At 70.5% G+C, this 14,252-nt stretch carries 12 protein-coding genes; 3 read left to right on the top strand and 9 right to left on the bottom strand.

Going from position 1 to position 14,252, the window contains the following annotated elements; all coding sequences use genetic code 11:
- The 9 genes from CS062_RS23315 to CS062_RS23355 all read right to left on the bottom strand — a co-directional run.
- On the bottom strand, window positions 1–699 hold a 699-nt coding region (locus tag CS062_RS23315; protein WP_143742475.1), incomplete at its 3' end, for a CHASE sensor domain-containing protein.
- Window positions 696–1,271, bottom strand: coding sequence for a YfiR family protein (locus tag CS062_RS23320; RefSeq protein ID WP_099864104.1), 576 nt, complete (start codon window positions 1,269–1,271; stop codon window positions 696–698). The genes CS062_RS23315 and CS062_RS23320, both read right to left, overlap by 4 nt.
- 10 nt (window positions 1,272–1,281) lie before the next feature.
- Window positions 1,282–3,246 carry a TonB-dependent receptor plug domain-containing protein gene (locus CS062_RS23325; protein WP_099864106.1) on the bottom strand — a complete coding sequence of 655 codons (1,965 nt, stop codon included), beginning with the start codon at window positions 3,244–3,246 and terminating at the stop codon, window positions 1,282–1,284.
- Window positions 3,247–3,460: 214 nt separating this feature from the next.
- Complete coding sequence (locus tag CS062_RS23330; protein WP_099864107.1) at window positions 3,461–4,579, bottom strand: ABC transporter substrate-binding protein; 1,119 nt, start codon at window positions 4,577–4,579, stop codon at window positions 3,461–3,463.
- A gap of 130 nt (window positions 4,580–4,709) precedes the next feature.
- Window positions 4,710–5,549: an arsenical resistance protein ArsH gene (gene arsH / locus CS062_RS23335; RefSeq protein WP_099864109.1), complete on the bottom strand. Its 840-nt coding sequence runs from the start codon at window positions 5,547–5,549 to the stop codon at window positions 4,710–4,712.
- A complete protein-coding gene (locus CS062_RS23340) occupies window positions 5,542–6,240 on the bottom strand; it encodes an aquaporin (RefSeq protein ID WP_099864111.1) in 699 nt (232 codons plus the stop codon). Before CS062_RS23340 ends, arsH begins: the two co-directional genes overlap by 8 nt.
- A gap of 4 nt (window positions 6,241–6,244) precedes the next feature.
- The gene (locus tag CS062_RS23345) at window positions 6,245–6,748 is read right to left on the bottom strand and encodes an arsenate reductase ArsC (protein ID WP_099864112.1); all 504 of its coding nucleotides are present in this window, start codon (window positions 6,746–6,748) and stop codon (window positions 6,245–6,247) included.
- Between the two features lie 45 nt (window positions 6,749–6,793).
- Window positions 6,794–7,120 (bottom strand): ArsR/SmtB family transcription factor, encoded by a 327-nt coding sequence (locus tag CS062_RS23350; protein ID WP_099864116.1) that lies wholly within the window; start codon window positions 7,118–7,120, stop codon window positions 6,794–6,796.
- Window positions 7,121–7,199: 79 nt separating this feature from the next.
- Window positions 7,200–8,075, bottom strand: a complete 876-nt coding sequence (locus CS062_RS23355) for an alpha/beta fold hydrolase (protein ID WP_099864113.1) — start codon at window positions 8,073–8,075, stop codon at window positions 7,200–7,202.
- Between the two features lie 204 nt (window positions 8,076–8,279).
- Here CS062_RS23355 and CS062_RS23360 point away from each other — a divergent pair, with 204 nt between their 5' ends.
- The 3 genes from CS062_RS23360 to CS062_RS23365 all read left to right on the top strand — a co-directional run.
- Window positions 8,280–10,301, top strand: coding sequence for a hypothetical protein (locus tag CS062_RS23360; protein ID WP_143742476.1), 2,022 nt, complete (start codon window positions 8,280–8,282; stop codon window positions 10,299–10,301).
- A gap of 40 nt (window positions 10,302–10,341) precedes the next feature.
- Window positions 10,342–10,479 (top strand): hypothetical protein, encoded by a 138-nt coding sequence (locus CS062_RS26400; RefSeq protein ID WP_158238908.1) that lies wholly within the window; start codon window positions 10,342–10,344, stop codon window positions 10,477–10,479.
- Window positions 10,480–10,643: 164 nt separating this feature from the next.
- The coding region (locus CS062_RS23365) for a two-partner secretion domain-containing protein (RefSeq protein ID WP_143742477.1) at window positions 10,644–14,252 on the top strand (3,609 nt) is incomplete at its 3' end.

A 14,252-nucleotide genomic window follows, 5' to 3' on the forward strand; every position in this document is an offset into this window, starting at 1 on the left:
GCCGGCGGCATGGCCGAACTGGTCGTTGATCTGGGTGAAGTTATCCAGGTCCAGCAGCAGCAGGGCCGCGCCGCCGTCCAGGCGCAGCGCCTTCTCCAGCAGCGTGCGCAGGTGCTCGCGGTTGGGCAGGTCGGTGAGGGCGTCGAAGCGGGCGAGGTAGCGCGTGCGGCGTTCCGCCTCCTTCATCTGCGCGCGCAGCCGCTTGGACAGCAGCCAAGCCAGGCCGGCGGTCGCCGCCAGGGTGCCCAGCGTCGCGCCGATGAACTGCGCCAGGTCCCACCACATCGGCAGCCGGCTCGCGTCGACCGACAACGAGCCCACCGCACGCCCGTCGGCGATCACCGGCACCTCCAGCGACACCTGTCCGGCCCAGGCCTCCAGCCGCGAGCGCTGCGCGGCGGGCCGGATGTAGACCGCGGCCGGCAGGCCGTCACGCTTGAGCAGCCGGGCCCGCAACGTGGCGGGATTCTGGCGCAGCGCCTGCAGGATCTCGCCGGCCTCGTCGCGGCTGTCGAAGACCAGCGCGGCGGAGGCCGTCTGCGCCACGATGCCGGCCTGGGTGCGCAGGTCCTCGAGCTGGCGCTGCTGCAGCCGCCAGTACTGCATCACGCTGAGCAGCAGGGCGAAGGTGAGCAGCGCGGCCAGCGACACGGCCAGCTCGCGCCAGCGTTCCAGCGCGTCGAGGATCTTGGGGTTCATGGCGAAGTCGATTGATGACGCACGTAGCGCGCCAGGCGCAGCAGCTTCGCGCTGATGACGAGGCCGGCGCGTCGGGCTGCGTCGAGGTCGACGTCGAAGACGATACGCCCGTCCTCGATCTGCAGGTTGAGCATCGCGCCCTGGTCCAGCATGCCGGCCGTGTCGGACAGCACCAGCAGCGGCTGCCGGTCGAGCAGGACGCGCCAGGCGGGCCGCGGTTCGGACAGGTACAGCAGGTGGCAGCCGCCGAGCTGCTCCGGGCGGACGAGGCGGCGCACCTCGATCACCAGATGCCGGATCGAGCGCCCGGCCAGCGCCTGCATCGCCGTTTCCAGGCTGGTGTCGCCGGCGGTGCACAGCTGCAGCGAGCGGCCTTGTTCCCGCTCCGCGGGCCAGTTGACGAACATCAGTGCCCGGTAGATCACCTCGGTCTTCAGGCCGTCCGGTCCGGCTGCCTGCGCCGCGGCCGGCCGCAGCGCCGCAGCGCCGCCGAGCGCGAGCAGCAGCAACGCCGCCGCCCGCCAGGGGCGGAGGTCGGCGAGTCGTCGGGACAGGCGCGCGCGAATCGGCATCGTCGGCGGCTCAGAAGGCGATGCGCCAGGCCAGGCGCCAGGCGCGACGCGACTGGGGAATCGCGCTCAGCGCGGCGTCCGGGGACGACGGGTCGAGGTTGTCCCGGTCCAGCAGGTTGTCCACTTGCAGCGCCAGGCTCTGGCGGGCATCGATCCGGTAGCGCAGCTGGGCGTTGACGAAGGTGGCCGGCGGTACCTTCACCCGCCCGAGTCGCGTGCCCAGCGCGGTCCACTCGATGCCGAGCTGCCAGGCCCGCCATTGCGGCGTGATCGCATGGCCCTTGACCATCCAGTCCGGCGCGTTGCTCAGGCGCCGGCCCTGGTCGTCGCGGGCGTCCATCCAGGAGGCGCTCGCACGCCACAGCCAGCCGCCATCGATGCGCTGCTCCACGCCGAGGTCCAGGCCGCGCAGCCGCACCCGGCCCCGGTTGACGTACTGCACCGCGGCCTCGGGATCGTCGCTGAGCGGCACCTGCTCGATCAGGCGGTTCAGGCGGGTGTCGTAGAGGTTGGCGCTGAGCGCCTGGCCGGAGGCGAGCAGGTATTCCCAGGCGAGCTCGGCGGAGCTGAGCCGCTCGGGCTCGAGCGCGGGATTGGCCAGTTGCGTCTGGCCGCCATCGTCGTAGTAGCGCTCGTACAGGTTGGGCGTACGGAAGGAGCGCGCCCACATCAGCTTCAGCGTCTGGCGCTCGTCCGGCCGGAAGACCAGCACCGTGCGCGGCGACAGCGCCGGCGAGAAGCCGCGGGCGTGGTCCAGCCGCAGGCCGGTCGTCAGCTGCCAGTGCTGCGACAGGCGCCACTGGTCCTGCACCGACAGCGCGGCAGAGTCCTGCGAGACGTTGCTGTCGAGCCGGGACTCGTAGGGCGCGACCTGGTAGTTGCGCTGCACGCCATATGGCGAGGTGCGGATCTCCGCGCCCGCCATCAGCTCGTGGTTGAGCAGGCCGCGCCAGAGCACGCGCGCGTCGAGCGTGAGCCACTGGGCATAGGACTCGTCCCGGTCGACGACGTCCGGCGACTGGCCGAAGACGTAGCGCCCGCGGAAGTCGTACTGCGAAAGCCCGAGGCGCAGGCTGCGCCGCAGGTCGTCCTGCCAGCCCTCGTCATAGGCCGCCTCGACCATCAGCTGACGGTCGGTGTAGCGGGTGCCGGACACGCCGGGCAGCGTGCCGTAGGGCGCGGTCGGCGCGTCCTTGTCGCGCTGCACCGCGGCCATCGACAGCTTCCAGCGGCCGAGCCGGTACTTGGCCAGCACGGCGGCCTGGCGCTCGCCGTCCAGGCCGCGGATCCAGCCGTCGGCGGTGCCGAGCTCGGGCAGGAACAGGGTTTCGCCGGCGGTGCGCTGCAGGTTCAGGCCGATGAAGAGGTCGCCGCCCGCGGCGTCGGTGGCGCCGTAGTGCATCTCGACGCGGCGCTGGCCCCGCGAGCCGGCGCTGCCCAGCATCGACAGGCCCGGCGCGTCGGCGCCGTCCAGCGTGACCACGTTCACGACGCCCAGCAGCGCGTTGCTGCCGTAGATCGAGGACCCCGGGCCCTGCACCAGTTCCACCCGCTTGGCCCATTCCGCGACGACGGGGAATTCCAGCTGCGGCAGGCCCTGGTCGTAGATGGCGTCGTTGACGCGCTGGCCGTCGATGGCCATCAGCACGCGGGAGTTGTAGTCGCCGGGCCGGTTGAAGCCGCGCACGCCAACATTGCTGTAGCTGCGGGTGTTGCCGAGGTAGACGCCGGGCAGGCGGCCGAGCATGTCGCCGATGGTCTGGTGGCCGAGCGCGGCGGACTCCTGGCGCGTGATCACGCTGACCGCGGCCGGCGCGTCCATCAGGCTCTGGGCGTAGCGCGACGGGCCTTGCACCTCCCGCCGCAGCAGCGCCTCCAGCTGGTCCTCGTCTTCCGGACCCGGCGCCGCGTGGACGCCGGCGTGCGTGAGCAGGCCGAGCAGGCCCCAGGCAGCCGATGCGATCAGGTACTTCACGAGGCGACGCCGTGCGACGGCGACGGCGGTGGTGGGGAGGTCGCGAAGCTTAGCGAGGGAGGGCGGAAAGCGCGCTGTCAGACTTCACGGAAGCGACATGAACGGCAACGGCGGTTGCACTGTTCGGAAGACGGACTGCCGGCGTCTGGCGCCGCGTTCGGCCCAGCGCCTTCCCCAGGCGGTCTCGCCGGGACCGAACGGAGGGAAGACCTGCTCAGCGCACCAGCCGGCCGCCGGCGCCGAGCACGGCGAAGTCGACGTAGCGAGACGGCGCCTGGCCCTTGCCGAAGGTCAGGCGGTGGCCGCCGACATCGGTCTCGAAGCCGCGCTCCAGCGTCTCGGTCAGCGCGGCCGCGCCCGGGCCGCTGCGCTCCAGCGCCCGCACCAGCGCCTTGGCGGCGATGAAGCCCTCCAGCGAGCGCGAGGACAGGTCCGGATCCTTGGCGCTCTGGCTCAGGCGCAGGTAGTCGCGCACCACCTCGCGGTCCAGGCGATCGTCGGTCGGCAGCACCAGCGAGAAGGCGAAGCCGCGCGCGCGATCGGGACCGAGCTTCTTGAGCAGCGCCTGCACGTCGATGATCGACATGCCGTACAGCCCGGCGCGTCCGCCGGCGGCCTGGTAGCGGCTGGTGAACTCGATCGCGGCGGCGGTGGTGGCGGCGAGGAAGATCACGTCCGGCGTCTGCTTCACCATCTCGTCCACCGCCTTGCCCACCTCGACGGTGTTGCGCGCGTAGCCCGACTGGGCGACCAGGGTGAGGCCATAGGTCTTGGCCGAGGCCTGCGCGCCGGCCAGCGCATCGCGCCCCAGGCCGTCGTCCTGGTAGACGACGGCGACGCGGGTACGACCGATCTCGCCGAGCTGCCGGAACAGGCGATCGACTTCCTCGCGGTAGCTCGCCTTGACCGGATACATGCCGCGCGCGGTGAGGACGCTGGTCGCCCCGGAGATCGCGCCGACCATGGAGACGTGGCTCTTCTCAAGCACGCCGTCCTGCTTGAGGGCTTCCAGGTTGGAGGTGCCGACGGTGCCGATCAGCGCGGTCGGCGCGTCCTGGGCGATCATTTCCTTGACCAGCCGCACGGTCTCCTCGGGCTTCTGTGCGTCGTCGCGGGTGACGAACCTGATGCGCTGGCCGCGGACGCCGCCGCGGGCGTTGACCTCGTCGATCCAGAGCTTGGCACCGGCCCGGATGGCCTTGCCGGTGACCGCCTGCGGTCCGCTGAACGGCGCGACCTGGCCCACGACGATGTCGGCATGGACCGCCGGCGCGGCGGCCAGGCAGAGGACGGCCAGCAGGCGGCGGGCGGCGCGGGGGAGGGCGAGGGTCATGGTCGTGGCGGCGGACGTGCGGGACCCCGCATTGTCCTCAATGCGGCCGCGACGGTCATAACGGCTGGGCGAGGACAGGACGCGCGATGCGCGCCGGGCGCGGCCACGGCACGCAGCCACGCCGCTGGCGTTACTTGCTGCAACAGGGCGAGGAGGCGGCCGATGCCTTGTCCGGCGCGGCGGCATCGCGGGCCGGGCCGCAGCCGCAGCGGCTCGCGTCCGCGACAGGCGCGCAGCCGGTGGCGGCCGCCAGATCGACTCGCTTGGCCAGTGCCGCCGCGCTCTCCTTGCGCTCGCTGTAGCGGCTCAGCAAGTAGGGGCCCAGGTCGCGCGTCAGGAGCGTGAACTTGAAGAGCTCCTCCATCACGTCGACCACGCGGTCGTAGAACGCGGAGGGCTTCATGCGGCCGGCCTCGGTGAACTCGGCGAAGGCCTTGGCGACCGACGACTGGTTCGGGATGGTGAGCATGCGCATCCACCGGCCCAGCACCCGCATCTGGTTCACCGCGTTGAAGGACTGCGATCCGCCCGACACCTGCATCACCGCCAGCGTCTTCCCCTGCGTCGGACGCACCGAGCCGGTCGACAACGGGATCCAGTCGATCTGCGACTTCATGATGCCGGTCATCGCACCGTGGCGTTCAGGCGAGCACCACACCATGCCCTCGGACCAGGCGGCGAGCGCGCGCAGCTCCTGCACCTTCGGATGCGACTCCGGGGCGTCGTCCGGCAGCGGCAGGCCGGCCGGATTGAAGATCCGCACTTCCGCCCCCATGGCCTCGAGCAGCCGGGCGGCTTCGAAGGTCAGCAGCCGGCTGTAGGAACGCTCGCGCAGCGAGCCGTACAGCATCAGGATGCGGGGCCGATGCCGCGACGGCGCGGGCACCGTCAGGCGGTCCTGGCTGGGAACGTCGAACAGCGCGCCATCCAGCGCGGGGAAGTCGGCATCGGGGAAGAGGGTGTCAGACATGGTGGGCGGGTGTCGATGGGGCGGAAGGGATGTCGCGGCGTTCGTCGGCAGGTGGGGACAGCCAGCGGTGCACGCCCACGGCGAGGGCCGCGCCGATCAACTCGGCCACGACGAAGCCGGGCGCGCTGGACGGCGCGATGCCGGCGAAGCTGTCGCTGAACATGCGGCCGACGACGGCGGCTGGATTGGCGAAGGAGGTCGAGGCTGTGAACCAGTAGGCCGCGCCGATGTAGGCCGCCACCATGGCCGCCACCCGCGAGGCCGGCGCGCGCAGGATGACCAGCAGCAGGCCGAAGGTGGCGACGCCCTCGGCGATCCATTGGCCAGTGCCGGTGCGCGGCTTGGTGGAGAACTGCAGCAAGGTCATGTCGAACATCGCATGCGCCAGCCAGGCGCCCAGCACCGCGCCAGCCAGTTGGGCGACGAGGTAGGAGAGCAGGGCGCTGCGGGCCATTTCGCCGCGCCAGGCCATGACGAGGCTGACGGCCGGGTTGAAGTGGGCACCGCTGACGGGGCCGAAGACCTCGATCAGGACGTACAGGCCGCCGACCGTGGCCAGGGTGTTGGCCAGCAGGGCGATCGCGGCGTTGCCGCCGGCGAGACGCTCGGCCATGACGCCGGAGCCGATCACGATCGCCAGCAGCAGCGCCGTGCCCAATCCCTCCGCGAGGAGCTTGCGACGCAAGTCCATCGTGTCAGCGCCTGCCGATGGCGACCAGCGCCTGCTGCAGCTCGGTCCGGCTCATCGTCGCCAGCGGCAGTTGCAGCAGCTGCAGCATCCGATAGCCGATGGCCTGCCGCGTCAGCTCGAACGCGCGGCGCTTGCCCTCCTCGCCGCCCTCGGCGCCGGAGGGATCCGGATAGCCCCAATGGACCTTGACCGGTTGCCCCGCGCCGCCAAAGAAGACCGGGCATTGCTCGGCCGCGGCGCTGTCGCAGACGGTGATGACGATGGACAGCGGCGGGGCGTTCGACGCGCTGAACTCGTCCCAGCTCTTGCTGCGGTAGCCGGTCGTGTCGACACCGGCGGCCTCCAGGGCCTCGAGTGCGAACGGATTGACGCGGCCGCTGGGCGCGCTGCCGGCGCTATGGGCCCGGACGTCCTTGCCGAGCTGCTTCGCCCAGTGATTGAGCATGCCCTCGCCGAGCACGCTGCGCGCGGAGTTGTGGGTGCAGAGGATCAGCACATGGTGGGTCATGGTTCGGCGGTGTCCTTGAGGTGCGGGGGGGGACGGCGTTGGAACTCAGCAGCCGCAGCCGGCGCTCGTCGACGGCAGGGTGCAGGACGCGCCCTGACAGCAGTTCTCCGTGAGATAGCCCACGAGCGCGTTCATGCGGGCATAGGCGGCCCGGTAGATGAGGTTGCGGCTGGAGCGTTCCTGCGTCACCAGGCCCGAAGCCACCAGCTCCTTGAGATGGAAGGACAGCGTCGCGGCCGGAACGCCGAGCCCCTCTTGAATCGCGCCGGGCGTCAGGCCGGTGTCGCCCACGACGACCAGCGCGCGGAAGACCTGCAGGCGCAGCGGTTGGGCCAGGGCGCCCAAGGCGCGGACGACGTCGTCTTGTTCCATCATTCGAGAATAGTCGAAATAATGGAAGTGGGCAATCCGCTTGACCACCGTGGGTCGGTGGCCGGTAGGAGCCCGCCTGCTAGCCCTGGCTCGAAGGGAGCCGTCCGAGGAAATCGCGGATGAGCGGGACGACCTCGTCGAGGTGGGTTTCCAGCAGCCAGTGGCCGCCGTCGAGCAGGTGCAGCGCGGCGTCCGGCAGATCCCGCAGGTAGGCTCGGGCCGACTGCTCCGGCATGTAATGGTCCTGCGGTCCCCAGACGATGAGCGTGGGCGGGCGGTGATCGCGCAGGTACTGGCGATGCTTCGGGAACCAGGCACGGTTCTCCTTCAGGCCGGCGATCAGGTCGATCGCGATCTCTCGCCGCCGCGGTGTCATCAGCGACCAGTGCAGCTGCCACAGGTCCGGGGGAATCCGCTCGGCCAGCGGCGCATCGACCGCGTTCAGGAACTCCTCCTTGAAGGTGTCCTCCTGGATCGCCTCCGCCAGCCGGGCGCGCATCTCGTCGACCGGGAGGGTCCAGGTCGATTCGATCTCCGCGTACTTCGGCCCGAGCGCGTCCTCATAGGGGATGTCGCCGTTCTGGATGATCAGCGCCACGACCCGCTCCGGCGCGCGGATCGCGAGCCGGGTGCCGATCGGCGAGCCGAAGTCATGGAGGTAGAGCATGTACCGCTCGAGCCGCATCGTCTGCACGAATTCGTCCAGGAACGCGGCGTAGCCGTCGAAGCTGTAGTCGAAGGTGTCGGGCGTGGCGCTGTAGCCGGCGCCCGGGTAATCGGGCGCGATGAGCCGCCAGCGGTCCGCCAGTCGCGGCATGAGGTTGCGGAACTCGTAGGACGAACAGGGGTAGCCGTGCGGCAGCAGCAGGACCGGCGCCTCCGCGGGGCCGGCCTCGCGATAGAAGGTGTCCACCTCGCCGACCTGGATGCGACGGTGTCGCACGCGTGTGTCCATGGGGATCTCCTGTTTCACTGCGGGATCCGCCACCGTAGCGGGTCGCGGCGGACCACACCACGGAAGGCCCTGGCCGAAGTGCTGGATCTGCCGGGCCGGGCGGACGCGCGAGTGGCTGCCCCGTCTCCCGCCTCCTCAAGAGTCCTTACACTGCGCCGCGCAAAGAACGAGGACCGCCGGCACGGGCCGGCCAGGGAGCGAGGAATGGACATTCGTGCGATGTCGCGCGCGGCCGCGGGCCGGGTGCGATCAGGGTTGGCATTGTGGGTGGGCGTCGTGGCGCTCAGCGCTTGCGGCGGCGGTGGAGGCTCCGACGCTGGCACCAGCCCGCCACCGGCCGGCGCGGCGTCGCTGATCCCGGCGGCCCCGGCGCCCGGGGCGGTGCTCCAGGCCGAGGCCGCCACGCTGCGCCCGCTGGCGACCGGCGGCTTGTGGCGCTACCGCGGGGTCAACGTGGTGCAGGGCAACGCGAGTTCGGCTTACACGACCGACATCACGATCGCCGCGTCGGGCGGAGCCTTGACCGAGTCCGCGACCAACGCCAGCAACGAGGGCGCCGCGTCGCGCGGGATTGCGCTCGAAGGCGGCAGCGTGGTCGTCACCGAGCAGTTCGACTTCACCGGCAAGGGAGCGGGCGAGACCGTCCGGATGACGCAGCTGCGCTCGCCGGTGCGGGTCGACGATCAGTGGACGATCCTGGAGCGGCGCTTCACCGAGACCGCGATCGACGTGGATGGCGACAAGCGCACCGACGCGGTCGATGTCGCGATGTACGCGCGGGTGATCGGCGAGGAATCGCTGACGCTGCCGCGCCTGGCGGCGATCAAGGCGGTCCGCGTGGACACGAAGCTGCTGGTGCGCGTCGTGCCCAGCAGCACCGGCACGCCGGGCGAGGTGACGACGCTGGAGATCTCGGACTGGTATGCCCCCGGCATCGGTCTCGTCCAGGAGCGGACCCGCGCGCCGCTACCGGGCAGCACGGTCCTGCGCGAGACGACCGAGGTGCTCGTCGGGTACGACATCGGCAGCGATGGCGGCGGCATCGCCCTCTACCGTGCCGCACAGGTGCCGGCGACGGCGCAGTCGATGGCCGGCGAGTGGCTGCCGGAGGCGGACAAGATCGTCGCCGTCGGGGAAGTCGGCAACGAGGTGCTGCTGTTCCAGCAGACCAGCGCGAGCACGACCTCCGATCTGATCGTTTCGCGCCTGGACCGCAACGGCCGGGTGCTCGACACGGTGCGCCACACGGGGCTGTCCCGGAACGCGGTGGTTCCGCCGATGCTGCACGCGGGCGGCGCGGTCGTCCTGGGCCGGGCGGAGAACCGACCGGCCGAGGAGGTGCAACTGCTGAGCTTCGACGCTCGCGGCGCGTTGTCTGCGACGCGACCGACGATCAACCTCCGCACCTCGAGCGATTTCCCGGACCAGGCGGTCCAGTTCGGTCCGGTGTCCGCCGCCACCGATGGACAAACTGTCTGGCTGTTGTGGGAGCGCGCCGGCCCGTTCGGCACCTGGCCCACGCTGGTGCTGCGCGGCTTCGACCTGAATGGCGTGCCGAGGGATCGCGAAGCCCGCCTGGAGGGATTGGCCACCAGCCAGCAGCGCCTGGCGATGTCGGGGCGCTACGTGGTGGCGACATGGAAACGGCCGAATCCGATCAGTGGTTTCGATCAGCAACTGGCGGCCTACGAGCCGAACTCGCTCAGCGGCACGCAGGCGACGATCGCCACGGGCCTGCCGGCATTCCCGAACTACGTCACCGACTATGGCTTCTTCAACCAGGTCACCGGCACCACCTTGGCGTGGGTCCGCGGCCTGGGCAGCGGCAGCGCCATCGAGGGCGTCGGCATGCTGCGGGTGAGCGGCGGCTTCACGCCGCTGCGCGCCACGACCGGCTCGATCGACACCGAACTGGTGCCCGGCCTGCCGCCGACCGGATCGATGGCGCAACTGGCCGGGCGCGGGCAGCGGATCTTCCACATGCAGGCCGTGCGCGGCGCGCCGTGGCAGGACATGACCGCGGAGCCCACGACGCTGCTGAAGCTGAGCTGGGTCGACGCCGAGGAGCGCCCGCTGAGCCAGACGCCGCTGCGCTCGGTCGAGCTGCTGCCGGATCGCGCGGAAATGCCGTCGACGATGGTGGCGCTCTCGGACCGGGTGCTGGGATTCAGCGGGGTCACGCAACTCAGGACGACGGTGATGTGGGTGCCGAAGGAGGCGCGGTGAGGGGCCTCTGGTTCCTGATTTCCGGTGGACCGACTCCGGCATGCGCGCGCGCGTGCTGGTGAAGGTCACCGCCGCTGCCAATGGCTGGTTCCGCATTCACGAGGCTTTCGAGGATGAAGCCTTGACGGGCCAGCCGGCGGTTCGTCAAGCCGGGCGCTCGCCGTCAGCGCGACGCTGAGCCTCCTGACGCCATCGCCGTCGGCGTGAATCCATCACGCTCCGGCGCGCTGTAGTCCAACGCCCTACACCAGCTTCCTCCGCCGGCTTCTATGGCCGCCGCCCCGCTCTCCCTAGAGTCGCCCTCGACACCGCCAAGGCGGGGCTTTTCCACGAGGGCGCGAAATGAATGCAGCGGCGTTGAACCATGTCTTCCGACTGGTCTGGTCGGACCACGCGGGCAGCTATGTGCCGGTGCCCGAGTGCGGACGCGCGCGTGGGAAGCGGGCGTCGGTGGCGTCCGCCGCGATGCGCTTTGCGATCGCCTCGCTGGCACTGGGCGGTGCCGGCGCCGGCTTCGCCGCGGGCCTTCCCACCGGCGGGCAGGTCACCCAGGGCATCGCCACGCTGACCCAGAGCGGCAACACGCTGCTGATCCAGCAGTCGACGCCCAGGCTCGCCACGAACTGGCAGAGCTTCAACATCGCTCCGGGTTCGACGGTCCAGTTCCAGCAGCCCTCCGCCTCGTCCATCGCGCTGAACCGCGTCACCGGTGGTGATGTCTCGGTCATCCAGGGAGCGCTGAAGTCCAACGGCCAGGTCTATCTGCTCAACCCGAACGGCGTCCTGTTCTCTTCCAGCGCGCGGGTCGACGTCGGTGGCCTGGTGGCCTCGACCCTGGCCCTCAGCGATGCCGACTTCATGGCCGGCCGCTATCGCTTCGACGGCGCCAGCGCCGCCGCCGTGACCAACCAGGGCAGCATCGCCGCCGCTGCGGGCGGATCGGTGTCGCTCATCGCCGCGAAGGTGATCAACGACGGCACCATCGACGCGCCGGGCGGTCAAGTGAACCTGGCCGCCGCGCGCACCGTCACGCTCGACGCCGGCGGCCTGGCACGGCTGACGATCGAGCAGGGCGCGCTCGATGCCGCCGTCGCCAACGGCGGGGCGATCCGCGCCGACGGCGGGCGCGTGCTCCTGACCGCCCGGGCGCTCGACCAGCTCACCACCGCGGTCGTGAACAACACCGGCCTGGTGCAGGCGCGCACGCTGGCCAACGGCAAGCAGGGCGAGATCCTGCTGCTCGGGGACATGGCCACCGGCACGCTCAATGCGTCCGGTACGCTGGATGCCAGCGCGCCGCTCGGTGGCGATGGCGGCTTCATCGAGACCTCCGCCGCCCATGTCGACAACGGGACGCTGCGGGTGGACGCGAGCGCCGCCCGTGGCACCGGCGGCCAATGGTTGATCGATCCGTACGACTACACCATCGGCACGACCGCCGCCGGCACCATCTCCAGCGCGCTGGGCAACGGGACCAGCGTCACCGTCACCACGCAGAGCAATGCCGCGGCCTACGGCGCCACCGGCAGCGGCAGCGGCGACATCACCGTCGCCAGCGCGATCACCAAGTCCACCGGCGGCGCCGCGACGCTGACCCTGCTGGCCGATCGCAACATCATCGTCAACAGCCCGATCACCTCGACCTCCGGTGCGCTGGGCCTGACGCTGAGCTCGGCCAACAATGCCTCGTCCAACCTGGGGGGCGTGGCAATCAATGCCAACCTCGTCTCCAACGGCGGCCGCATCCTCATCGGCGGCGCCGGCGGCAGCACCACGGCCGCGCGCGCCAACGGCATCGGCTTCGCGCTCAACAGTTCCTCGAGCGCGCCGGCGGTGAAGCTCGGCACCGGCGTCACCGTGTCCTCCGGTGGCGGTGACATCGTCATCAACGGCCACACCACCGCCACCACGCCCTCCTACGACGGCACCAAGGGCGGCATCTACGTGCTCTCCGGCGCCACCGTCGATACCGGCGGCGGCAACCTGCTGATGACGGCCACCAGCACTGGCGATGCCAAGGAGTTCGCCTTTGGCGTGGAAGGCAACTCGGGCACCGTCACGACCTTCCGCACCTCCTCGTCGGGCGGTGTCATCGTCGTGGACGTCAACAACACCGCCAATCAGCTGGGTTCTCTCGGCCTGGTCAACAACGGCAACCAGGCCCGCATCCAGTTCTGGGCCCCCAGCGTCGCCCACATGCTGTTCCGACTCAACGGCAACAACCAGGCCGCGCAGTTCACCCAGAGCCCGCCCTGCAATCCCGGCTACCCGAACTGCGGGACGATGGTCATTCCCGGCGGGAACAGCAGCTACACATCGGCCGGCTACAACGTGGTCAACATGGCCATGTATCCGATCTACGTGTTCAGCGGGAACGGGACGCGCGTCTATGACGGCGGCACCGGCACCGCCGGCCTGGCCACGCCGACCACGCTCGGCGGCCCGAACGGCTTCGTCGTCGGAAACCTGGGACCGCTGAGCTTCAGCACGCCGAGCAAGAACGCCGGAAGCTACACCTCGCTGGTCAGCTCGCCGACCAATCCGTCGTCCTACCAGGGCGGCACCTATGCCGTCGCCTACTTCAACCAGGGCACCTACACCGTCAGCCCGAAGGTGCTCAATGCGTTCTCGGCGGCCAACAAGGTCTATGACGGCACGGCCACGGCGGCCGTGACGGCCTCGGGCCTGGTGGCCGGCGACGCGGTGTCGCTGGTGGCCAGCGGCAGTTTCTCGCAGGCGAACGTGGGCAGCGGCCTGGCCGTCAACATCTCGGCCGTGAGCCTGAGCGGCGCCGATGCGGGCAACTACAGCATCAGCGGGTTCAGCGGCATCAACACCACCGCGGACATCACGCCGGCGGCGCTCACCGTGACTGCCGGCACCGTGACCAAGACCTACGACGCGCTGGCCTTCAGCGGCGGCGCCGGCGTGACCTACAGCGGTTTCGTCAATGGCGAGTCCGCGAGCAGCCTGGGCGGTGCGCTGAGCTATGGCGGCAGCGCGCAAGGCGCGGTCAATGCCGGCACCTATGCCATCAGCCCGCAGGGCCTGACCGCCTCCAATTACACGATCAGCTATGTGCCGGGCGCGCTTACGGTGAATCCGGCGACGCTGACGGTGACCGCAGGCGCGGCCACGCGCCTGTACGGAGCGACCGACCCGGTGCTGACCGGATCGGTCAGCGGCTTCGTCGGCGGCGACACGCTCGCCAGCGCGACGACGGGCAGTCTCTCGTTTTCCTCGGCGGCCACGGCCACGGCGCCAGTGGGTTTCCACGCTGTCATCGGCAGCGGCCTCACGCCCAACAGCGGCAACTACGTCATCGCCCAGGCGCCGGGGAACGCGACGGCCTTGAGCATCACGCCCGCGCCGCTGACCATCACCGCCAACGGCGCCTCGAAGGTTTACGACGCGCTGGCTTTCGTCGGCGGCAACGGCGTGACCTACAGCGGGTTCGTGAATGGCGAGACGAGCGCGGTCCTGAGCGGCTCGCTCAGCTATGGCGGCTCGGCGCAAGGCGCGGTCAACGCCGGCAGCTACGGCATCGTGGCGCAGGGGCTGTCGAGTGGGAACTACACCGTGACCTTCGCGCCCGGCCTGCTGACGGTGACGCCCGCAGCGCTGTCGATCACCGCGACGCCGGTGTCCAAGACCTACGACGGGACGGTGAGCGCCAATGGCTTGCCAACGGTCAACGGCCTGGTCGGCGGCGACTCCGTCAGCGGCTTGGGACAAGTGTTCACCGACAGCAGCGTCGGCAGTGGCAAAACAGTCGCGGTGCAATCGGGCTGGACGGTTCAGGACGGCAACGGCGGCAACAACTACGTCGTGAGCGTCGCTTCGAGCAACGGCGGTGTGATCAGCGCGCCGCCGCCAGCACCTGCTCCTGCTCCTGCTCCTGCTCCTGCTCCTGCTCCCGCGCCTGCGCCTGCGCCTGCGCCTGCGCCTGCG

It is taken from the genome of Roseateles chitinivorans (assembly GCF_002761755.1).
GTDB classification, from domain to species: Bacteria; Pseudomonadota; Gammaproteobacteria; order Burkholderiales; family Burkholderiaceae_C; genus Roseateles; species Roseateles chitinivorans.